At 45.4% G+C, this 22847-nt stretch carries 22 protein-coding genes; 7 read left to right on the top strand and 15 right to left on the bottom strand.

Features of this window, described 5'->3' with window-relative positions; all coding sequences use genetic code 11:
• The first annotated feature begins 230 nt into the window (after nucleotides 1–230).
• Entirely contained in the window at nucleotides 231–1514 is a 1284-nt protein-coding gene (locus V9W66_RS03525; RefSeq protein WP_021651113.1) for an O-acetylhomoserine aminocarboxypropyltransferase/cysteine synthase family protein, read from the top strand.
• Nucleotides 1515–1602: 88 nt separating this feature from the next.
• On the opposite strand, the gene V9W66_RS03530 is transcribed toward V9W66_RS03525, so the two are convergent.
• Together V9W66_RS03530 and V9W66_RS03535 are read right to left on the bottom strand one after the other, a co-directional pair.
• Nucleotides 1603–1896, bottom strand: a complete 294-nt coding sequence (locus V9W66_RS03530) for a phage holin family protein (RefSeq protein WP_092069275.1) — start codon at nucleotides 1894–1896, stop codon at nucleotides 1603–1605.
• A gap of 255 nt (nucleotides 1897–2151) precedes the next feature.
• Nucleotides 2152–2865, bottom strand: coding sequence for a TraX family protein (locus V9W66_RS03535; RefSeq protein ID WP_021885873.1), 714 nt, complete (start codon nucleotides 2863–2865; stop codon nucleotides 2152–2154).
• A gap of 542 nt (nucleotides 2866–3407) precedes the next feature.
• On the opposite strand from V9W66_RS03535, the gene V9W66_RS03540 reads away from it, so the two are divergent.
• Nucleotides 3408–4400, top strand: coding sequence for an aldo/keto reductase (locus tag V9W66_RS03540; RefSeq protein WP_092069272.1), 993 nt, complete (start codon nucleotides 3408–3410; stop codon nucleotides 4398–4400).
• 225 nt (nucleotides 4401–4625) lie between these two features.
• On the opposite strand, the gene V9W66_RS03545 is transcribed toward V9W66_RS03540, so the two are convergent.
• Nucleotides 4626–5636, bottom strand: a complete 1011-nt coding sequence (locus V9W66_RS03545) for a GGGtGRT protein (RefSeq protein WP_015525727.1) — start codon at nucleotides 5634–5636, stop codon at nucleotides 4626–4628.
• Between the two features lie 40 nt (nucleotides 5637–5676).
• Entirely contained in the window at nucleotides 5677–6369 is a 693-nt protein-coding gene (locus V9W66_RS03550) for an iron-sulfur cluster assembly scaffold protein (RefSeq protein WP_015525726.1), read from the bottom strand.
• 246 nt (nucleotides 6370–6615) lie between these two features.
• Between V9W66_RS03550 and V9W66_RS03555 the strand changes: the two genes are divergently transcribed.
• Nucleotides 6616–7353 carry a TraX family protein gene (locus V9W66_RS03555; RefSeq protein ID WP_144094132.1) on the top strand — a complete coding sequence of 246 codons (738 nt, stop codon included), beginning with the start codon at nucleotides 6616–6618 and terminating at the stop codon, nucleotides 7351–7353.
• Nucleotides 7354–7476: 123 nt separating this feature from the next.
• Here the strand turns inward: V9W66_RS03555 and V9W66_RS03560 are convergent, their stop codons facing one another.
• The 7 genes from V9W66_RS03560 to V9W66_RS03590 all read right to left on the bottom strand — a co-directional run bounded on the left by V9W66_RS03560 (nucleotide 7477) and on the right by V9W66_RS03590 (nucleotide 14843).
• Entirely contained in the window at nucleotides 7477–8145 is a 669-nt protein-coding gene (locus V9W66_RS03560; RefSeq protein ID WP_144094133.1) for a UDP-N-acetylglucosamine pyrophosphorylase, read from the bottom strand.
• Nucleotides 8142–10193, bottom strand: coding sequence for a DNA topoisomerase (locus V9W66_RS03565; protein WP_144094134.1), 2052 nt, complete (start codon nucleotides 10191–10193; stop codon nucleotides 8142–8144). The genes V9W66_RS03560 and V9W66_RS03565 overlap by 4 nt, the downstream gene beginning before the upstream one ends.
• A gap of 1 nt (nucleotide 10194) precedes the next feature.
• Entirely contained in the window at nucleotides 10195–10950 is a 756-nt protein-coding gene (locus tag V9W66_RS03570) for a formate/nitrite transporter family protein (RefSeq protein WP_059086310.1), read from the bottom strand.
• Nucleotides 10951–11131: 181 nt separating this feature from the next.
• Nucleotides 11132–11368, bottom strand: coding sequence for a DUF3343 domain-containing protein (locus V9W66_RS03575; protein ID WP_144094135.1), 237 nt, complete (start codon nucleotides 11366–11368; stop codon nucleotides 11132–11134).
• A gap of 99 nt (nucleotides 11369–11467) precedes the next feature.
• On the bottom strand, nucleotides 11468–12553 hold the full coding sequence (gene asd, locus V9W66_RS03580) for an aspartate-semialdehyde dehydrogenase (RefSeq protein WP_144094136.1): 1086 nt from the start codon (nucleotides 12551–12553) through the stop codon (nucleotides 11468–11470).
• 93 nt (nucleotides 12554–12646) lie between these two features.
• The gene (gene argH / locus V9W66_RS03585; RefSeq protein WP_144094137.1) at nucleotides 12647–14026 is read right to left on the bottom strand and encodes an argininosuccinate lyase; all 1380 of its coding nucleotides are present in this window, start codon (nucleotides 14024–14026) and stop codon (nucleotides 12647–12649) included.
• Between the two features lie 151 nt (nucleotides 14027–14177).
• Nucleotides 14178–14843: an epoxyqueuosine reductase QueH gene (locus V9W66_RS03590; RefSeq protein ID WP_144094138.1), complete on the bottom strand. Its 666-nt coding sequence runs from the start codon at nucleotides 14841–14843 to the stop codon at nucleotides 14178–14180.
• A 129-nt stretch (nucleotides 14844–14972) separates the two neighbouring features.
• Between V9W66_RS03590 and V9W66_RS03595 the strand changes: the two genes are divergently transcribed.
• Complete coding sequence (locus V9W66_RS03595) at nucleotides 14973–15740, top strand: ABC transporter ATP-binding protein (RefSeq protein WP_144094139.1); 768 nt, start codon at nucleotides 14973–14975, stop codon at nucleotides 15738–15740.
• On the top strand, nucleotides 15733–16527 hold the full coding sequence (locus V9W66_RS03600) for an ABC transporter permease (RefSeq protein ID WP_022426268.1): 795 nt from the start codon (nucleotides 15733–15735) through the stop codon (nucleotides 16525–16527). Before V9W66_RS03595 ends, V9W66_RS03600 begins: the two co-directional genes overlap by 8 nt.
• 29 nt (nucleotides 16528–16556) lie before the next feature.
• On the opposite strand, the gene V9W66_RS03605 is transcribed toward V9W66_RS03600, so the two are convergent.
• The 3 genes from V9W66_RS03605 to V9W66_RS03615 form a co-directional block, all read right to left on the bottom strand.
• Nucleotides 16557–16841 (bottom strand): EAL domain-containing protein, encoded by a 285-nt coding sequence (locus tag V9W66_RS03605; protein WP_144094140.1) that lies wholly within the window; start codon nucleotides 16839–16841, stop codon nucleotides 16557–16559.
• On the bottom strand, nucleotides 16795–18507 hold the full coding sequence (locus V9W66_RS03610) for a GGDEF domain-containing response regulator (protein ID WP_186290066.1): 1713 nt from the start codon (nucleotides 18505–18507) through the stop codon (nucleotides 16795–16797). The genes V9W66_RS03605 and V9W66_RS03610 overlap by 47 nt, the downstream gene beginning before the upstream one ends.
• Before the next feature lie 159 nt (nucleotides 18508–18666).
• Entirely contained in the window at nucleotides 18667–19320 is a 654-nt protein-coding gene (locus V9W66_RS03615; RefSeq protein ID WP_015525717.1) for a DUF3786 domain-containing protein, read from the bottom strand.
• 355 nt (nucleotides 19321–19675) lie between these two features.
• On the opposite strand from V9W66_RS03615, the gene V9W66_RS03620 reads away from it, so the two are divergent.
• Together V9W66_RS03620 and glgD are read left to right on the top strand one after the other, a co-directional pair.
• Nucleotides 19676–20815 (top strand): glucose-1-phosphate adenylyltransferase, encoded by a 1140-nt coding sequence (locus V9W66_RS03620; RefSeq protein ID WP_021651100.1) that lies wholly within the window; start codon nucleotides 19676–19678, stop codon nucleotides 20813–20815.
• 1 nt (nucleotide 20816) lies between these two features.
• The gene (glgD, locus tag V9W66_RS03625) at nucleotides 20817–21938 is read left to right on the top strand and encodes a glucose-1-phosphate adenylyltransferase subunit GlgD (protein ID WP_144094142.1); all 1122 of its coding nucleotides are present in this window, start codon (nucleotides 20817–20819) and stop codon (nucleotides 21936–21938) included.
• Between the two features lie 86 nt (nucleotides 21939–22024).
• Here glgD and V9W66_RS03630 read toward each other — a convergent pair whose 3' ends face one another.
• Nucleotides 22025–22735 carry a hypothetical protein gene (locus V9W66_RS03630; RefSeq protein ID WP_144094143.1) on the bottom strand — a complete coding sequence of 237 codons (711 nt, stop codon included), beginning with the start codon at nucleotides 22733–22735 and terminating at the stop codon, nucleotides 22025–22027.
• Nucleotides 22736–22847: the final 112 nt, after the last annotated feature.

Raw genomic sequence — 22847 nt, forward strand, 5'->3', positions numbered from 1 at the left:
TGTAGTTTTATTTAAAATACACAAATGCATTTTTCATACTTTATTTAGCCGAACTGCAAGGATCAAAGCTTCTCCCAGAAATCCCTGAAACGCATAATACAGGAATGAAGTATCCGGAAATACAGGAAGCTTCCTTAATCCAGATCAATGGGGTATCCGCATCTGAAGCAGCAAACTTCCCTGATTCGGTTAAATTCATACGAAAAACACAGCAGAAAGGACTTATCCCTATGAGCGACTATAATTTAGAGACTAAATGTATCCACTCCGGCTATACCCCATCCAAAGGCGAGCCCTGTGCACTTCCTGTCTATCAGAGCACCACTTACAAATATGACACCACCGACGAAATGGGCCAGTTATTTGATCTGAAGGCAGACGGATATTTTTACACCCGTCTCCAGAACCCGACTAACGATGCCGTAGCCGCAAAGATCGCAGATCTGGAAGGCGGTGTTGCTGCAATCCTGACTTCTTCCGGACAGGCAGCCAACTTCTACGCAGTATTTAATATCTGTGAGGCAGGCGATCACGTTGTTGCCGCTTCTACCATTTACGGAGGAACCTTCAACCTTCTTGCCGTCACCTTCAAGAAACTTGGCATTGACTGCACCTTTGTTGATACCGATGCAACAGAAGAAGAGATCGCTGCCGCATTCAAACCGAACACAAAGGTTCTCTTTGCAGAAACTATCGCCAATCCGGCTCTGGTAGTTCTTGATATCGAGAAATTTGCACACGTTGCACACCAGAACGGCGTGCCTCTTATTGTGGATAACACCTTTGCCACACCGGTAAACTGCCGTCCCTTCGAGTGGGGTGCAGATATCGTTACCCACTCCACCACCAAATATATGGACGGACATGCCGTTCAGGTAGGCGGCGCCATTGTCGACAGCGGTAACTTCGACTGGGATGCCTACGGTCATAAATATCACGGCCTGACAGAGCCGGATGAATCCTATCACGGCGTTATCTATACAAAGCAGTTTGGAAAAAAAGCTTACATCACTAAGGCTACTTCCCAGCTGATGCGTGATTTGGGCTCTATTCCGTCTCCGATGAATTGCTTCCTTCTGAACCTCGGTCTGGAAACGCTTCCGCTGCGTGTTGAACGCCATTGCTCCAACGCCCAGAAGATTGCAGAATACCTGAACGCACACGAAAAGGTTTCTCATGTAAATTACGCAGGACTTCCGGAGGATAAATATCACGCACTGGCTCAGAAATATATGAAGGATGGTCATACCTGCGGCGTTATCTCCTTTGAACTGACCGGTGGCCGTGATGCAGCAGTCCGTTTTATGGACAGTCTGAAGCTTGCCACCATCGCAACTCACGTTGCCGCCTCTATCACTATGGTCCTTCACCCAGCCAGCCATACACATCGCCAGATGAACGACGAGCAGTTGGTTGAAGCAGGAGTTTCTCCTGGAATGATCCGTCTTTCCATCGGTATCGAAAATGTGGATGATATTATCAAAGATCTGGAACAGGCACTGAAAAATGCATAAATAACCAAGTAAAGCGGACATTCGCAATCTGCGTTCAAAAAGGAAGGATACATCTGCTCATGCATGATGTGTCCTTCCTTTAAATCCATTATTCATCTTTTTCCAGCTGTTTGATCAGCTGGTTCACATAGGTTGAAAGCCCCGCCACCAGGACTCCCTGTGTTGTGGATGTAAATACTGCCATTGCAATATCCTGTGCATTTTTACAGGAACAGGTAGCAAAAACATAAATTCCGCATATAAGGATTCCTGCACACCCCAATATCAGCGGAATATATTTGTCCTTCACAGCCTGAGCCTCCTTCAGTGCGATCCCCATAAAATACAAAGCGATTGCTGTGATCAGCAATTCCGGTTTAATATAATTCACAAGCGCTTCCATGAATATTCTCAGTATCTCCCCTGCCGCTTTGATTTATTTTATGAATTTCTCCAAGAAATATTTCACAAATTCCCCAAAAATGTAAGCTACGTGTAAGCTATCTGTAAGCTACGCATAAATTTTCATGCGTTCTCAGACTGATTTGTTCTATTTTTCTTTAGACACAAAGAAAGGGGCTGTGAAATAACAGTCATCTACGCAAAAAGAGGACTTTTCGTTCATTTTAAAAGAAAAGTCCTTTTTAAAATTTCATATTCAAATCTTAAGACACATTCTTATAATTCCTAAAATCAGCAAATGTACTGGATAAAAAAGATAATTAAACCACTTATTCTGTTTTCCACGTTCTCCATTATAAGTAAGTGTCAGGCCAAATCCAAGCAAAGCCCATGGTTCTTTGAACATGGAAAGATAGGAAAATGGAATCGCAAGTGCCTGTCGGTCATGAAAAATATAATAGAAATATCCAATCAGCACCGCATGGTGTTCATAATCTAATCCCAGATTCATTGCAGCAAAGCACAATACTGCCACAATGAGAAATGATACGAAATACCATAAAGCTTTCGGCAATGCTGCCATCTTTTCCTTGAGTACATCAATCAGCCAGATCATGGCAAGCACCAAGGCTAACGTAAACATAATATTGTTCCAGTTGGCTTCAAAAAATGTAGCTGTTGTACACATATCAAAAGGAATTTCTGATATTACTCCAAATACAAGAAGTGTAATTAAATACTTCCATTTATTTTTTGTGTGGAAATAGCCTTCCACGAGAAGGAAGATGAATATTGGAAATGCGATTCTTCCTAAAATATCAAAAAAGTCACTCAACCGATTCAATGCTCCTCCATCCAAATTCGGATAGATTAACGCTTTGTTTGTGTGATCGATAAGCATAGATAGAAAAGCAATGTATTTAAGCTGCGCCCCTGAAAATATTTTTATTCTTTCTTTTATATTGTTCATAAAAAATAGTCCTTTTTTTAATTTCTTCAATTACATTCACTTATTGGGTCATCTTTACCCACCCCACTGGATATGGCGAAAAGGAACCGTTGAATAGTAGAAAGCTAAGATTGTGATAACTCTATATTACTATAGTTGTTTTGAAAAAACTATATAAAAGAAGAGTTTATGAAGCATAAAGCTTTAAAGAAAATCGAAGGAGGAAAGTCCACTCAAAGAGTGAATATACAAAAACAAAAGATTAAGGTGCAGAAACTTCATCTGGAATTGTTGGAGAAATTGCAGTAGCATACAGGTTACTGTTCACTCCCGTGTCAATCACTTCGCTGATTGACACGGAGGATGCATGTTTTGGCTTGAATGCATCTCGCCCCATCGCCAAAGGCGATTTAAAATGGCGAGATGCGTTGCTGGTCGCACATCGTGTGAACAGTAACGCATACAGCGAAAACAGAGGCTGAAGTGAAGAGCTGGATGCAACTGAAGAAAAAATATGATATCCTAAGTGTAGCAGAAAGATATAATCATGGAGGTATATACACATGTACATTGCAGACAAAAAAAGATACGACACAATGGTTTACAACCGCTGCGGTAAAAGTGGCTTGAAGCTGCCTGTTGTTTCACTTGGACTCTGGCACAATTTTGGTGATACAAGTATCTACGAAAATATGAAGCAGATGTGCTTTACCTCTTTTGACAATGGAATCACTCATTTTGACCTTGCCAATAATTATGGGCCTGCTTATGGCAGTGCAGAACGCAATTTCGGCAAGCTTTTCAGGGAAGAACTTCATCCATACCGAGATGAAATGCTCATCAGCACAAAGGCCGGATTTGATATGTGGGAAGGACCTTATGGCAATTGGGGAAGCCGCAAGTACCTTATTGCAAGCCTGGACCAGAGTCTTAAGCGACTTGGACTTGATTATGTCGATATCTTCTATCATCACAGAATGGATCCTGAGACACCACTTGAGGAGACTATGGGTGCTCTTGACTCTATCGTTCGAAGTGGAAAAGCCCTTTATGTAGGTCTTTCAAATTATGATGGTCCCACACTTAAAAAAGCTACAGAAATCCTAACCGATTTGAAATGTCCTTTCGTAATCAACCAGAACCGTTATTCTATTTTTGACAGAACAATTGAGAATAACGGGCTTAAGGACACTGCCTATGAGCTTGGAAAAGGTATCATAGCTTTCTCTCCTCTCGCACAGGGACTTCTTACGAAGCGCTACCTCAATGGTATCCCTGCTGATAGCAGAATTGCCACTGACGGACGATTCCTTAATGAGACTGCACTTACATCAGAAAAGCTTTCCCAGATTCAGGCACTTAACGAAATTGCTATGGAAAGAGGACAGACGCTTGCCGAGATGGCTCTTAGCTGGATTCTAAAAGATGATAAAGTAACAAGTGTCCTAATTGGAGCTTCAAAACCTGAGCAGATTCTTGATAATATCAAGATAATCGGACATACTGATTTTTCAGATGAAGAACTTAAGAAGATTGATGATATCGTTAATTCTTAATCAATGAAAGGGACTGTGATCGGCTCTTCTTTTTGTTTCCTTCGCTCTGTTACCTACTTGTTACCTACTTGTTACCTACCTGTTGCCTATCTTACCATTTTCAAGACTTCTCACACTGACTCAAATTACATCTTCTTTTTTACGATCAAAATTAAGAAAAGTACCGCAGCCCTTGGAACTACGGTACTTTCAAGGTTTGTTGACTCTTTAATTAAAAAGGTTTTATTAGAACTTGCCAGCGTCAGCAGCTTCCTGTACGGAAACAGCTACAGCAACTGTCATACCAACCATCGGGTTGTTTCCAGCGCCGATAAGACCCATCATCTCTACGTGAGCCGGTACGGAAGAAGATCCTGCGAACTGAGCGTCAGAATGCATACGTCCAAGTGTATCAGTCATACCGTAGGAAGCAGGACCTGCTGCCATGTTGTCCGGATGAAGTGTACGTCCCGTACCACCGCCGGAAGCAACGGAGAAGTATTTTTTGCCTTTCTCATTGCACTCTTTTTTGTATGTTCCTGCTACCGGATGCTGGAAACGAGTCGGGTTTGTGGAGTTTCCTGTGATGGAAACATCAACGCCCTCTTTCCACATGATTGCAACACCTTCCGGAACGCTGTTAGCGCCGTAGCAGTTAACCTTTGCACGAAGTCCCTCAGAATAGGATTTACGGAATACTTCCTTAACCTCGTTCTTATATGGATCATACTCTGTCTCTACATATGTAAAGCCGTTGATACGGGAGATGATCTGAGCAGCATCTTTTCCAAGACCGTTCAGGATAACACGAAGAGGTTTTTTACGAACTTTGTTTGCTTTCTCAGCGATACCGATAGCACCCTCAGCTGCTGCGAAAGACTCATGTCCTGCAAGGAAACAGAAGCAGTCTGTCTCTTCCTCAAGGAGCATCTTTCCAAGGTTTCCATGTCCAAGACCTACTTTACGTGTGTCTGCAACGGATCCCGGGATACAGAAAGCCTGAAGGCCTTCTCCGATAGCTGCAGCTGCATCAGCGGCTCTTCTGCAGCCTTTTTTGATCGCGATAGCTGCACCTACTGTGTAAGCCCAGCAAGCGTTCTCGAAGCAGATCGGCTGAATGCCTTTGATCTGATCGTAAACGTTCAGTCCTGCGTCTTTAGTGATTTTCTCAGCTTCTTCGATAGAAGCGATTCCATAGCTGTTTAAAACAGAATTGATCTTGTCAATTCGTCTCTCATATGATTCAAATAAAGCCATTTCCTGTAACCTCCTGATATTTTTACCTTACGAAGTGTAATTACTCTTTTCTTGGGTCGATGATCTTAACAGCATCTGCAACACGGCCGTACTGACCTTTTGCTTTCTCCCATGCTGTGTTCGGGTCATCACCTTTCTTAATGAAGTCAGTCATTTTTCCAAGGCTTACGAACTGATATCCGATGATCTCATCGTTCTCATCAAGAGCGATACCTGTAACATAACCCTCAGCCATCTCAAGGTAACGAGGTCCTTTTTTCAGAGTTCCATACATTGTACCAACCTGAGAACGAAGTCCTTTTCCAAGGTCCTCAAGACCAGCGCCTACTGCAAGTCCGTCCTCGGAGAATGCAGACTGGGAACGTCCGTAAACGATCTGAAGGAAAAGCTCTCTCATAGCTGTATTGATTGCATCACATACAAGGTCTGTGTTCAGTGCCTCCATAACGGTAAGTCCTGGAAGGATCTCAGAAGCCATAGCTGCAGAATGAGTCATTCCTGAACATCCGATCGTCTCAACAAGTGCCTCCTGGATGATTCCCTCTTTAACGTTAAGGGAAAGCTTGCAAGCACCCTGCTGCGGAGCACACCAGCCAACACCGTGTGTAAATCCGGAGATATCCTTTACTTCTTTTGCCTGAACCCATTTTGCTTCTTCCGGGATCGGAGCGGCACCATGATGTACGCCCTGTGCCACTGGACACATTTCTTCTACTTCGCGTGAATAAATCATTTTAAAACTCCTTTCAAGTATAGATTGACCGATGTTATTGAGAAAAAAAGTTCGATAACACCCTACGGCTATTTTCTCACAAAACCGTTGTTTCGTCCAGTCATATTTGATAAAATTTTGCCATAAAACGCATAATATTGGCAGTTATTCCGGCTGTATTGCATGCCTAACTGTCAAATATTTCTGGCAACTACTGTATGTATGTGATAATATATTAGCAAGTTTAACTCTGGAGGTATATTTTTCATGAATGCATCTGTGGATTCTGTTTTTCCAGAAAAATACCGCATTCTCAGCGGAAGCGCTCTGAAGATGATCGCGGTCATCACCATGCTGATCGATCATATCGGAGCTGTGCTGCTCAGTATGTATCAGCCCGCACAGAAAATCCTGTTTACGCTTTTCGGCAGAGAATATAATGTATATCTTATTTTCCGCGATATCGGAAGAGCTGCTTTTCCCATCTTCTGTTTTCTCCTGCTGGAAGGCTTCCGGCATACGCGGAGCCGGTTCCTCTATGGAAGAAATCTCCTTCTTTTTGCGCTGCTCTCAGAAATTCCGTGGAATCTGATGTTTACAAATACGCTGCGTTACGAAAGACAAAATGTGTTTTTCACGCTTTTCCTCGGATATCTGGCCTTTTGTGCCATCGAATATTTCCAGACCAGACCTTCGATGCAGCTTTTCTGCATCCTGGGACTGCTTGTTGTTTCCATTTTTCTGAAAGCAGACTATGGATGGCGGGGGTATATCTTCCTGCTGATCATGTACTATATGCGAAACGATAAGCCAGGCCAGGCAATCCTCGGAAGCTGCTGGCTTTACTATGAATGGAGAGCCTCCTTTGCCTTTCTGTCCATTAACCTGTACAATGGAAAAAGAGGCTTCATCCGCGGAAAATCAGCAAAATATTTCTTTTACTGGTTTTACCCAGTCCATATTATAGGACTGGTCATACTTCGACAGCTTTTGTTTTTATCTTGATCCCGCCCGCTCCCGGTCGGTTCATCCTTCCACGCCCAATACTGTTGCATCCATCACCCCATCAAAAAAAGCTGCACTCTCTCAAAAGTGCAGCCTAAATGCGTATCCAGAAGAATCTGTTTCTTATTTTTTCTTTACGATCTCTTTTGAATTTTTATAAATGGAATCTGCAGGAACACATCCACGTACCGGTGACAGCGGGTAGATATTAGAATTCCGTCCGATCACAGTACCGGGATTCAGCACAGAACCGCATCCGACTTCAACATGATCTCCGAGCATCGCTCCGAATTTCTTAAGACCGGTTTCGATCTTTTCATCCCCGTCTTTTACGACAACCAGCTTCTTGTCTGATTTTACGTTGGAACAGATCGATCCGGCACCCATGTGGGACTTATATCCCAGCACAGCATCTCCAACATAATTATAATGAGGAACCTGAACCTTGTTAAACAGCACTGCATTCTTAAGCTCTGTGGAATTTCCCACAACTGCTCCCTCACCAACGATAGCCTTACCGCGGATAAATGCACAGTGGCGCACCTCGGCGTCTCTGCCAATGATAGCCGGTCCGGTGATACTTGCAGTCGGCGCAACTGTAGCAGATCTTGCGATCCATACATTTTCGCCCTTCTCCTCATATTCAGAAGGATCCAGTGTTTTTCCCAGCTTAATAATGAAATCTCCGATCTCCGGAAGAACCTCCCACGGATAGGTTTTTCCCTCAAAAAGCTCTGCTGCAATGGTCTCATTCAGATCCAGCATATTGCTGATAGTAAAATCTTTCATCATGATGATCTCTTTCCTCCCTGTCCGGAAGCTCGCTCCGGCTTCCTGTAGTTTACAGCGGCCGCATCAAAAAACTGCCGCAGGTTATACTGATAATTGCTTGCCTCCACCTGCCGGGTACGTACCCGCACAAAATGCTCCAGCTTGTCCATATATTCCTGTTCCGTGATGCTGCCCTCTGCCACATAGGTGAGCCCCTTTTCCCAGCTTGCCGTAAGCTCCGGGTTCAGAAGCTGCCGGATAGAACAATTTACCACATCAAAGATCATTTCCCCAAGCAGCGTTGGAGTGATCACCTGGGTCTTTTTGTTCAGTGCCAGATATCTGATGTTAAAAAGCTTCTTCAGGATCTCGGCACGGGTAGCACTGGTGCCGATCCCGCTTCCCTTGATCTGGGCTCGAAGCTCCTCATCCTCGATCAGCTGTCCTGCATTTTCCATGGCAAGGATCATGGAACCGGAATTGTATCGTTTGGGCGGTGAAGTCTCACCCTCCTTGATACTCAAACCGTTCACAGGAAGTATATCACCCTTTTTCAGCTTCTGCAACGCCTCCAGGAGCACAGTATCACAGGAAACCTCGTCTTCCTCTCCATTTCCGTTTTTCTCACTGTCTGAAGCCCTTTTCCGCGAAAAAGAATTGGTGGCGATCTTCAGATAGCCTTCTTCTTTGAGAACCTTAAAGGATGAAAAGAATGCCTCGCCGTCCAGCTTCGTCACAAGACTCACCTTCTGATAAACGGCCGGCGGATAAAAAATACACAAAAATCTCCGTACAATAGTCTCGTACACACGCTGCGCAGTAAGAGACACGCTTCCCAGCGCATTCAATCCCTGACCGGTAGGAATGATCGCATAATGGTCTGTGATCTGCTTGTCATTCACATATCTGGTCTTTGCAATGCTTTTCCAGGATTCCATCCCCAAAACCTCTGCCGCCGCAGCACCGGCCTGCTGATAATTTCGAAGACCGGATATATTCTTGTATATCTCCTTGGCCACTGCCGTGGAAAGAACTCTGGCATCCGTTCTCGGATAAGTCACCAGCTTCTTCTCATAAAGTTCCTGTACGATCCGGAGTGTCTCGTCCGGACTGATCTTAAACAGCTTTGAGCACACATTCTGAAGCTCCGCCAGGTTAAAAAGAAGCGGCGGATTTTTGTTTTCTTTTTTTCGTTCCACCTTTTCCACAATACAGGAAAGGGGCTGGTTCACCATCAGCTGATCGATCAGCATCTGTGCATGCTCTTTTTTCCTGAAGCCGTTTTCTTTATAAAGATACGGGGACTGGAAATACCGGCTGCCTTCCACAGCTCTCCATTCACCGTCAAAATTTTCACCTGCAAGTCCAATGCTGCCAAGGACACGGTAAAACGGTGTCTTCACAAAGACACGGATCTCCCGTTCTCTCCGCACCACCATGCCAAGAACACAAGTCATCACACGCCCAACTGCAATGGCCTGATATTTGGAATGGAGATAATTGGTGACACTGCTTCCGTAGCGCAAGGTCAGAACTCTGGAAAAATTGATTCCCATAAGATAATCTTCCTTTGCGCGGAGATACGCAGATGCTGCCAGATTATCATACTCCGAGATATCCTTCGCTTCACGGATCCCTCTTAAGATTTCTTCCTCTGTCTGGGAATCGATCCACACACGTTTCTGGACTTTCCCCTTTACTCCTGCCATCTGGGCTACCAGACGGTAGATATATTCACCCTCACGTCCGGAGTCGGTACACACATAAATGGTATCCACATCCGGCCGGTTCAGCAGTCCTTTTACGATCTCGAACTGCTTTTTGACCCCGGGGATCACTTCATATTTAAATTCGCGCGGCAAAAAAGGCAGGGTATCAAAACTCCACCTTTTAAACTTGATATCATATTTTTCGGGATAACTCATGGTAACCAGGTGTCCTACACACCAGGTTACCACAGAATCATCAGATTCCAGATATCCGTCTTTTCTCTGACCGTTGATCTTCAAAGCCTTCGCAAATTCCTGTGCCACGCTGGGCTTCTCCGCTATGTATAAAGCCTTTGCCATACTATTTATCTGCACTCATCTTTCTAAGCGGCCATGCCAGAAGCACAGCTCCGCCAACTATATTTCCCAGTGTTACGATCACCATGCTTTTAAGCATAGCGCCGACAGACAATCCTGGCACCATACAGAATGCAACTGTAAAAATACCCATATTTGCAATACAATGCTCAAATCCGCTGACAACGAAACCTGAAATACAGATCACGATCATCAGGAACTTGCCCGACTCACTCTTCAGCTTAATGCCGCAGAGAACAGCAAGACAGACGAAGAAATTACAAAGTACCGCACGGAAAAACATCTGTCCTGCCGGAATACTCAGTTTTCCGTTTATAAATCCGGCAAAATAATCTGCTGTACCGGACGCTCCGGCACCTGCAAAGATCAGTGCCAGGATCAGGCATCCCACAAAATTGCCGATGTAACTGATTCCCCAGACCTTTCCAACATCTTTCCATGATACGCTCTTGTCATACGCACCAAAAGCCATTACCAGATTGTTACCGGTGAACAGCTCTCCTCCTACCATTACGATCAGCAGGACCGCAATGGAGAACACGATGGCTCCAAGGAATTTCCCCCATTCCGGGAATGTCTTGGAAAATACATTTCCAACAACGTTACTGTAGATCATCGCCACATCAATAAAAAATCCGGCCATGATCGCCCGCATAAAGTATTTTCCGAAATTGCTGTTCAGTAAGTTTATCTTACCCTTCGCAGCGGTTGACAGTTTCTCTACATCCTCCCTGTTCATAAATAGCACCTCCACATATTTTTAGCAAGCGTGGCACTTTGTTGCTGCTTCTTTGTTCACAGCAACACGCTTTCCGGAAATCTGCTTGTTATATTGTAACACTTTACTAATTATTTAACAATAAAAATGCGAAAATTTTCAAAAATTTCCGTTTTGTTACATACAACAAACAATATCCGTTTTATACCAGAACACGATAGATGCCATCCCAGACCAGTTCCTTTTTTTTCAGGAAATTTTCTGTTTCCTCCTCTGATTGCTCCACGCATTTCCATGCCAGTCCGCACTGGGCACTGATCTCTGAAGGGATCGGGATCAGCCTTCCCGGAAATTCAGATTCCCTGGCCGTTTTTTCCATTTTCATGGCAGCCGTGGTTGTGGAAAATGTCACAACTGTAGTAATTACTTTTCTGCGCATATCTCCTTTATTCCTTCCACATACGCAAAAACAGGACACCGGAAAAACCGATATCCCGTTTCTGATGATTTTCTTTATTTCCTGTAAAGGATCCAGTTCTTATTTAGCCTGGATATATCCTTTCGCTTTCAGAGTTTCTGCACAGAGAACTGCTCCGCCTGCGGCACCTCTTACTGTGTTATGGGAAAGTCCGATGAACTTGTAATCATAAACAGTATCCTCACGAAGACGTCCTACAGATACTCCCATTCCATTCTCATAGTTTACATCCATCTGTACCTGCGGACGGTTGTCCTCCTCAAGATACTGGATGAACTGCTTCGGAGCGCTTGGAAGCTCAAGCTCCTGCGGAAGTCCCTTAAACTCAACCAGCTTCTGGATCAGCTGCTCTTTGGTAGGTTTCTTGCGGAATTTAACGAATACAGCTGCTGTATGTCCGTTGAGAACCGGAACACGTACGCATTGGCATGTGATAACCGGTGTAGTAGCCGGAACGATCACACCGTCCTTGATCTCACCCCAGAGTCTTAATGGCTCCTTCTCACTCTTCTCTTCCTCACCGCCGATATACGGGATGATGTTATGCTCCATCTCCGGCCAGTCTTTAAATGTTTTTCCTGCTCCGGAAATTGCCTGGTATGTAGTGGCAACTACTTCATATGGCTCGAATTCTTTCCATGCGGTAAGTACCGGAGCGTAGCTCTGGATAGAGCAGTTCGGTTTAACAGCTACGAAGCCGCGTTTTGTTCCGAGACGTTTCTTCTGGAATTCGATAACCTCAAAGTGCTCCGGATTGATTTCCGGAACTACCATCGGAACGTCCGGTGTCCAGCGGTGTGCGCTGTTATTGGACACAACCGGTGTCTCTGTCTTTGCATATTCTTCCTCGATCGCCTTGATCTCATCCTTAGTCATATCAACTGCGGAAAATACAAAGTCAACAGTGGCTGCAACCTTCTCAACCTCGTGGATATCCATAACAACCAGCTTCTTTACTGCCTCCGGCATCGGAGTATCCATTTTCCATCTGCCGCCTACAGCCTCCTCGTAGGTCTTGCCTGCGCTTCTCGGGCTTGCCGCTACAGTAACCACCTCAAACCACGGGTGATTCTCCAGAAGAGAAATGAATCTCTGACCAACCATTCCAGTTGCACCTAAAATACCGACTTTAAGCTTTTCACTCATAATAAAACTCTCCTCATCTTGTGTCCTTCTATAGCACACATTTGTCTTTTCCGTAAATACTATACCAATTTTTCCTAAAATGCAAGCATTATCTTAATTTTTTTCAAGATATTCTTTATTCTGAGCGATCACCTGCTCCATCACGTCCGGTCCCGGCGCTCCCAGAGTCACACGTTTTTCCACGCAGGTCTTCATACTGATGGCTTCATAGATGTCCTCCTCAAACACAGGACTGATCTCTTTGTACTCGGAAAGCGGAAGCTCGTCCAGAGAGATTCCCTTATCCAGACAGAGAAGGACCAGTCTTCCGACGATGCCGTGAGCATCACGGAACGGTACACCGTGGTTAACCAGATAGTCTGCTGCATCTGTGGCGTTTGTAAAGCCTCTCCTTGCACTTGCCTCCATGTTGGCTTTGTTGAACTGCATAGTGGAAACCATGCCGGTAAACAGGGCGATACAGCCCTTTACGGTGTCGATGGCATCAAAGGTCAGCTCCTTGTCTTCCTGCATGTCTTTGTTGTATGCAAGCGGGATTCCCTTCATGGTTGTGAGAATAGATGTCAGCGCTCCGTAAACACGGCCTGTTTTTCCACGGACAAGCTCTGCGATATCCGGATTCTTCTTCTGCGGCATGATACTGCTGCCTGTGCTGTATGCGTCATCGATCTCAACGAAACGGTACTCATTGGAATTCCACAGAATGATCTCCTCTGAAAAACGGCTCAGATGCATCATGATCGTAGAAAATGCACTGAGAAGCTCGATGACATAATCTCTGTCAGATACGGAATCCATACTGTTTCTGGTTGGTGCATCAAAGCCGAGAAGCTCTGCAGTATAGGCACGATCCAGCGGATAAGTGGTTCCTGCCAGTGCTCCCGCTCCAAGCGGGCAGGTATTCATTCTCTTACGGATATCAAAAAGTCTGTCACGGTCTCTGCGGAACATCTCAAAATATGCGCCTACATGGTGTGCCAGAGTTACCGGCTGTGCCTTCTGAAGGTGGGTAAATCCCGGCATGTAGGTGTGAACATTCTCTTCCATGATCTTCTGCAGGGCAAGAAGAAGGTCCTTCAGCTCCTTATCTGTCTCATCAATCTCGTCGCGGACATAAAGCTTCATATCCAGAGCTACCTGGTCATTACGGCTTCTTCCTGTATGAAGTTTCTTTCCGGCATCTCCGATACGGTCGATCAGGTTTGCCTCCACGAAGCTGTGGATATCCTCATACTCCGCTGTGATCTCCAGCTTGCCTGCTTCCACGTCTGCAAGGATACCGTCCAGTCCTTCTGTGATCTGATCCTTTTCTTCCTCTGTCAGGATCCCCTGTTTTGCAAGCATGGCAACATGTGCCTTGCTTCCACGGATATCCTGTCTGTAAAATTTTTGATCAAAGGAAATGGATGCGTTAAAATTGTAAACCAGCTTGTCCGTTTCTTTTGTAAAACGGCCTCCCCATAACTGTGCCATATTGATTCTTCCTCACTTTTCTTTTTTGCGGCAGAACTGTCTTCTCCGGACATACACGAACTCCGTCTCCCGGACGTCTGCACTTTTCTGTGTTAGTGTAACATATTTTTATAAAAATGCAAAGTTTTTCATAATTATACGTTTGCTGTCTTCAGCCGTTGTTACTGTTCACTCGGTTCTCTGTAACCAGCCGTTCTCTGTCCATGGCTTCTTTCTTTGAAAATACACAGCCGCAGTAATTCTGCCGGTACAAAGCATGCTCATGAGACAGTTCAATAGAACGCTTGTAGCCATTCTTTTTCTTAAAATCCGAAGTCAGATGTGGCACTTTATAGATTTCTGCCAGTTCCTCACCGATCTCATTGATCTTCTGTGCATTTTTCAGAGGACTGATACTTAAGGTTGTGGTAAAATAATCATATCCTCCCTCCTTCGCCAGCTTTGCCGCCTCTTCCATCCGCAGGCGGTAACACCGAAAGCACCGTTCTCCTCCTTCCGGAACATCTTCCAGGCCTTTTGCCATCTCATAAAATTCCTTCGGGTCATACCGGCCCTCCACCAGCGTTACCGGATGTACAAACTCCATCTCCCCGATCAGGCGGCGGATCTCAGCCACGCGGTGTGAATATTCCTCCACCGGTGCGATATTGGGATTATAAAAAAATATCGTGATCTCAAAATACTGCGACAGATATTCCATCACATAGCTGCTGCATGGCGCACAGCAGGCATGGAGAAAAAGTTTGGGGGTTTTCCCTTCTTTCTGGGTTCTTTCAATCAGTTTATCCAGTTCTTTCTGGTAGTTTCTCTTGTTCAATGTTTGTAATTCCTTTCTCTATGACTGTTTTCAGGCAGACATCAAAGTATACATCTCTGCCATTGGCCTTCTCCTGTTTCAGACATATGATAATATTATACCATTATCTACGAAAAGGAGGCAACATCCATGAATCCTGTCCTGAAAGTGCGGGACGTGTGTCTCTCCTATCACACATTGTCCGGTGAGACACCTGCCCTTTCTCATATATCCTTTGACCTGATGCCCGGTGAATTCCTGTCCATTGTAGGACCTTCCGGATGCGGAAAATCCACTCTTCTGAATCTCATTGCCGGCCTGCTCACTCCGGAGCACGGTTCCATTACTCTGGGAGACCGTCCGGTATCCTCCGGCAGTGCCGCTGTAGGATATATGCTTCAGAAGGATCATCTTCTGGAATGGCGGAGCATCTACAAAAACATCCTTCTCGGCCTGGAGATCCGGAAAGAGCTCACACCTGAAAAGCTGGCACATGCAGAAGCCCTTCTTCAGACCTACGGTCTGGACCGTTTCCGTGATGCCCGCCCTTCCCAGCTTTCCGGCGGAATGCGCCAACGTGCCGCTCTGATCCGGACCCTGGTGCTGGAACCGGAGCTCCTTCTTCTGGACGAACCATTTTCCGCTCTGGATTACCAGACACGCTTAAATGTCAGTGATGATATCGGAAAAATCCTCAAAAGCTCCGGCAAGCCAGCAATTCTGGTCACTCATGACATCTCAGAGGCCATCAGTATGGCCGACCGGGTACTGATCCTTTCTGCACGTCCTGCCACTGTACGAAAGATCATCGATATCGATCTGGATATCAGCGACCGCACTCCCCTCTCCTCCAGAAATGCTCCGGATTTTAAGAAATATTTTAACATCATATGGAAGGAGCTCAATGAAAATGCCTGAAATTTCCAGACAGCAGAAACAATATCTTGCACGGCAGAAAAAAGAAAAACACATTATCCTGGCTGCACGGACACTTCTTTTTGTTCTGTTTATGGGACTTTGGGAAATATCCTCTGATCTTGGATGGATCGATTCCTTTATCTTCAGCAGTCCTTCCCTGATCGCAAAGACCTTTCTTTCCATGTGCAGGGATCAGTCCCTGTTTGCACATATTGCCGTGACACTGGCAGAAACTCTTGTCAGTTTCTTTTTTGTTGTGATCCTGGGTGTCGGAACCGCAGTACTTCTCTGGTGCTCCCGACGGATTGCACGGATCCTGGAGCCATGTCTGGTGGTACTGAACAGTCTCCCGAAATCTGCTCTGGCCCCTCTTCTGATTGTATGGCTTGGTGCCAACGAACGTACCATTGTGGTCGCCGGCATGTCTGTAGCCATCTTCGGCTCCGTTATCAATCTGTACTCCGGCTTCTGCCAGGCAGATCCGGAAAAGCTGAAGCTGATCGAAACTCTGGGGGGACACAAAAAGGAAAAGCTTCTGAAGATCGTCCTGCCCTCCTCCGTTCCTCTTATCCTGAGTGTGATGAAGGTCAACATCGGTCTTTGCCTGGTAGGTGTGATCATCGGAGAATTTATCGGTGCCCGAAAAGGCCTGGGATACCTGATCATTTACGGAAGCCAGACATTCAGACTTACATGGGTCCTGATGTCCATTGTGATCCTCTGCATCATTGCCATGCTGCTGTATTTTGCACTTTATCTTATTGAAAAACAGGTCCGGAAGCATTAGCTGTAAAAAGGGCGTGTAAAAATGATCTCTCATTTTTTACACGCCTCTTTTGCTCTTATAACCTTTGTTTCAAAGTTTTCCCACGGCAAAGGCCGTGCATAATAAAAGCCCTGGATCTCATCGCAGCTCAGGCTTCGCAGGATCTCCACCTGTTTTGCTTTCTCCACGCCCTCGGCAAGAACCTTCATTCCAAGGCTGTGTGCCAGCGAAATGGTATGACGGATCACCTGCTGCCCACGAAAATTCTCTATGTAATCGATCAGACTTTTATCCAGCTTCAGGGTATCGAATGGCAGCTGGTTCAGGCTTGTCATAGATGAATAGCCGGAGCCAAAAATGTCTCCGTCTCATCTCATCATCATAAAAAGCGATCTGGTGCTCATAGTCATCCCGGATACTTTTCATGGCCAGAAAAGCTCTGTCACAGATCAGGGTGAAAGGCAGTGCCTTATCCACATTCTCATAGACCCCATAGTTGACCACCAGATTAGGAATCGGTGCTCCACTCTCGACCCTGTGGATAAATTTCTCCATATCTGCCATACGGATCTCTTTCTTTCCATATATGATAGCTACAAACTGGTCTCCTCCATATCTGCCCACCGTCCCGTAGCGAACCTGATTTCTATACGTATCTCCCAGATAGGTAAGAACCTGATCACCGGTCTTCTCTCCATAGGTTCCGTTGATCCATTTAAAGTTCTTTATATCTGCCACCACCACATGAAAATCCTGATTCGTATTAAAGCGCATCAGCGTCTTCGCATGATGGAAAAAGGCCTGTCTGATATAAAGCCCTGTAAGATCATCATATTCCAGAGCTGAGAGTACCATCACGGACTCTCTCAGCTTGATCACATTGTTGATCTTACTTTTTAATATACGGACATTATACGGTTTCCGTACAAAATCCACTGCTCCCAGTTCCAGACATCGCACCTCATCCTCCAACCGGTTACTTCCGGTTATGATGATCACAGGCACAGAGGTCAGCATCACATCATCACGGATCAGCTCCAGAAACTGAAATTCATCACATACCGGCACACTCATATCAAGAAGAATTGCAGAAAGGGTTCTGTAATTCTCAGACAGACGCTTCATTCCCTCTGCTTCATTCATCGCAGTGATAACCTCAAAACTGCCCTCCAGATGTTCTGTAAGCGCTTTCCGATCCGTCTCGTCATTCACTACAATAAGAAGTTTTCTTCCGGATGCTGTTCCTCCTGGTTCCAGTATGGCCTCCATCTCACTGTACCGTACATCCATATCCTCATTGGCAAAAGCAAACACCACGGCCTGAAAATCCTCAGCCGTTCCTACCCTGGCACATTTCACATAGAAATATTCAATCCTCCCGTTGCTTCGGCGTACACGATAATGTACCATCAACTGGGGAATCCTTGTAAGGCGTTGGCATATCTTCTCAAAATCCATCATCTGATGCATCCGGATCCTGTCCTCTGCCGCAACACTGCTCTCAATATAAATATCCATGATCTTCTCATAGGATTCATCCCTGCGAAGTCCCTCCTCCACATAAGCTCCACTCTGCCCCTGGAAGCGGCATACCTGGACCTTATGAGTCTCTCTGTCAACAGAGTAGATATTGATAAAATTTTTTCCGAGAACATTAATGATCCCCATAAGAAGCGGATTCTCCATCATTCCACTGCTGATCTCATCATTCGTCTCTGTATCCGAAAAAACAAGGGCATGTCCTGTCCCGCCGGATTCCAGCGGAATCTCCACAGCATCAACCGAACGCAGGATATTCCGTCCCGGTTCCAGATAGTTCTTCGGACCTTTGATCCCGTTAATGACCGGACAGATCTCACAGGGAGTTTCTCTGTTTCTCAGACAGTGATAGCATTTCTCGCCACTCTTCAGCTGCGGATAGATCTCACGTGCTGCCAGGTTATAGCTGATAATCTTATAATCCCCATCTATGACGTACATTCCTGATGTATTTTTCCCCACGAGCATCACCTCCGGATTCGTAAATTTCTCATGGATCCTTCGTGACAGTTACTGTCTCAAAATCCTTAAATATTCCTTCATTGTATACGATTTTTCTGATAACTGCAATTATCTTTCGTATTATTTATTTTTCATATTGGTTTTATTATATTTCGGTTATCAGCGCATCTGAAAAGATTTCCCCCTGAGCGGAACCCCGGCAAGCTCCGCAAGCCTTTTGATCCCGGAATCTGCTATGGATACCGCACTCTCCACATGATTGAAATCTGTGGCACTGTAATCAAACAGGATATTTCCCTGAGCTTCAAACTCCTCGTCCCGTTCCCAGAAAAAGAATCTCATAGGCATACAGTCAAAGGCCCTGATCTCATATCCCACATCTCCCTGGGGCAGTTCCCTGCCGTCAAGCTTCTGAAACGCCTCCCTCAATTCCTTTTCATGGCCGGAAAATGTAGCACTGAACACATCCGTCTCTCCGATCTGATACGCCGGCGCAAATGGTCTTGCATTCCTGAGATCTGCAAAAGGGACCCACTTATCCATAATAAAAGCCCCCTCTTTCGCATACCCCAGAAGCGTATAAATATTCAGCATCTCCGTAGTATCCGGTTCTCTCTGTCCATCCAGGCTCCGGATACTGCCGTCTTCCAGACTCACCCCATATCTTCTTCCGAAATGAATGATCGTGAGAAACCCGTTTTCTTCCTTCAGTTCCGGCACCCGTTTATGCAGATCTGCCTGATCCATCTTCAAAAAGCGTTGTGCCCACTCTTCACATAGTTTTACATAATTGGAAATTCTTTCTTCTTTCATCCTGTCTTCTCCCTGTCTGATATCGATATCCTTTCTCCGCTGTATTCCGGATTTTTTTTACAGAATACACTGCTTTCACGTTTTCCGCAAGAATCTTTGCCGATGTATCCGAAATCCGGCTATTTTCAGTGTTACTGTTTTTCAGCATCCCGGAACCTTCTTAAGCGTTTCTTTTTTTCGACAGATCATCCATCCATTTTCCCAAATCCGTCAAATTTTTTAACATAAAAATAACGTTTTATTGCACAAAAAACTGGATTTTCTTTTTCGAAAGGTGTATAATATTAACAAAGTTTATTGTTTTTATGGTTAAAGACACCTGGCAGTAAACAAGAAATGAAAGTGAGGATTCGCCATGAAACAAAACAGTATGTTAGCAATGATCCTGGCCGGTGGAAGAGGAAGTCGTCTTCACGAGTTGACGAATAAAGTTGCCAAGCCAGCCGTTGGTTATGGCGGTAAATACCGTATCGTGGATTTTCCGCTCAGTAACTGTGCCAACAGTGGCATTGATGTCGTAGGTGTACTGACACAGTATGAATCAGTTTTACTGAACAGCTATGTAGCAGCCGGTGGCCGCTGGGGCCTTGATGCCAAGGACAGCGGAGTTTATGTACTTCCTCCACGTGAGAAAGCGGATGCCGGTCTGGATGTATACCGTGGAACAGCTGATGCGATCTCTCAGAATATTGATTTCATCGACTCACAGAACCCGGAATACCTTCTGATCCTTTCCGGTGACCACATCTATAAGATGAATTATGCAAAGATGCTTGATGACCATATCCAGCATAAGGCAGATGCCACTATTGCAGTTATCGAGGTTCCCATGAAGGAAGCCAGCCGTTTCGGTATCATGAACACCGGTGAAGATGACCGCATCGTGGAATTTGAGGAGAAACCGGAACACCCGAAGAGCAACCTTGCCTCCATGGGTATCTACATATTCAACTGGAAGCTTCTGCGTAAGCTCCTGCTGGCAGATATCAAGAATCCGGATTCCAATCATGATTTCGGTAAAGACATCATCCCTACACTCCTTGCACAGGACAAGGCACTCTACGCCTACAAGTTCAAAGGCTACTGGAAGGATGTAGGAACCATCGATTCCCTCTGGGAAGCAAACATGGATCTTCTCAGTCCTAACAGTGAACTGGATCTTAACGATCCTACCTGGAAAATCTACACTGAGGATGCTACCTCTCTTCCACAGTATATCTGTGATACAGCTGTGATCAACACCGCTTTCATCACTCAGGGCTGTGTTGTAGAAGGTGAGATCACCAATTCCGTACTTTTCACAGGTGTCAAGGTCGGTCCTGGTGCCAAGATCATCGACAGTGTCCTGATGCCGGGTGTTGTTGTTGAAGCAGGTGCCGTTGTCCAGCGTGCTCTCGTTGCAGACGGAGTCGTGATCGGTGCCAATGCTCGTGTCGGTTCCAAGGACAGTGAGCACATCGAACTTGTATCAAAACGTGTAAAGGGGGCTGAGTAATATGTTTAAAGCATTTGGAATCGTGAATTCCTCAGAAAGAAATATCCATGTGGAGGGGCTTCAGGACTACCGTGCGATCGGCTCCTTTTCATTTCTCGGAAGATATCGTGTCATCGACTTCCCGATCTCAAATATGACCAACAGCGGAATTGAGTACATTCAGGTCTATGTAAAGAACAAACCCCGTTCTCTTGTAGAACATCTCGGAACCGGACGTCACTACAACATCAACTCCAAGAGCGGTAATCTCCAACTCCTCTTTTCAGAGCATTCCGGAGTCAACGATATCTATAACACCGATATCGACAACTACTACTCCAATCTGGAGTGCATCGAAGCAGTTCATTATCCGTATGTTGTTATCGCTCCGAATTACATGATCTACACCACCGACTATTCCAAGCTGATCGATGCCCATATCGAATCCGGTGCAGATGTGACCATGCTTTATCATTCCGTTGATAATGCCAAGGAGAACTATCTGAACTGCCACATCCTGAACCTGAACCGTCAGAAGGGTGTTCTCTCCATTGAGCACAACCACGGCAATGCAAAGAACCGCAACATTTTCATGGATACCTACGTAATGAGCAAGGAGCTTTTCATCAGCCTCATCCATAAGGCAAAAGAGATCTCCTCTCTTTATACCCTTGCAGACGTGATCAATGCCGGCTGCAGAGACGGTGAGCTGGATGTACGTGGTGTATCCCATCGCGGATATTTTGCATCGATCACTGATTTCAAGAGCTATCACGATGCAAATATGGATCTGATTGACTACAAAACTGCAACGGATCTTTTCCATGATAACTGGCCAATCTATACACGCACCAATAACTCCTGCCCGACTCATTATTTTGACACAGCCAATGTTTCCAACTCCGTTATCTCCAATGGTTCCATGATCGAGGGAACGGTAGAGAATTCTATTGTCGGACGTGGCTGTACCATCAAAAAGGGCGCTGTTATCAAGAACTGTGTAGTTCTTGCAGACTGCACCATCGGTGAGAATGTCCATATCGAAAATCTGGTGGTAGACAAGCATGCCAAGATCACGCATGCCAAGGAGATCATCCGTACTGCGGATGAGCCTGGCTACATCAAACGTAACGATACACTGTAATATTCATATAGAATAAGGCCTCCGGTTCCTGTGTTACGAACCGGAGGCCTTATTTATCTCTGTACTCAGCTAAGCATATGGATCCATCATTTCAGAACAGACTGGATCCATTTCAACGCATTCTCTTTATTCTTCACATTACCCGGAAGGCAGATGCACACCGGATCATATCTCAGTCCAAATTCCTGAGCAACACTACTGCTGCCGTCAAGCTCCAGATGCTGATCATCCACAGCGCCCAGAGACTCAAACACCTCATCTCCAAACGTTTCCCTGAGATCTGCATACATTCCGCTGTCTTTCTCATGTTCATAGAGCTCCTTCGGCATGATCAGGATATCAACGGTAGCACTCTGGATTTCCGTCACATATGCGATCCTGGCATAGTAATCAAAATCCTCTCCTGTATCGTCCGTTATCAGATTCTGCGCCACACTGACTTCTGCATATTTATCCTCTGTTCCCAGTGTCTTCAGAACATCCTCTTCCACCTTCTCAGAGTCGTAATTCCCTGCATTCACCACCGCAATGGAAAGCACCGTCTTCATCTGTGCGTGCCGGTAAATATTCACTCCCAGGCAGACTCCGCCAATGGCAAGAAACACGCACAGCATATGTATCTTATAATACATCCAGATATACTGAATCTTCTTCCCTGTTCCCATTCCCTTCAGTTTCTCTTTTTCGATCCGGCGGCGTTCCTTCTTCGTCAGATCAGTTTCGTTGGGCATCTCCGGATTCAGTACACTCTCATCGTGTCCGTCACTGCCGGCCTCCGCTCTGTTTTGTAAATCCATAAAACTCTCCTTTGTCTTTCATGTCTCAGTATTTTTTACCCTGAAGCGGGATATTCCAGTCGCTTTCCCCGCATCCTCCGGGTGGGTGCCGTGACTTATCAATAAAGGATAT

The sequence above is a fragment of the Blautia massiliensis (ex Durand et al. 2017) genome, from assembly GCF_051861785.1.
Taxonomy (GTDB): Bacteria; Bacillota; Clostridia; order Lachnospirales; family Lachnospiraceae; genus Blautia_A; species Blautia_A luti_A.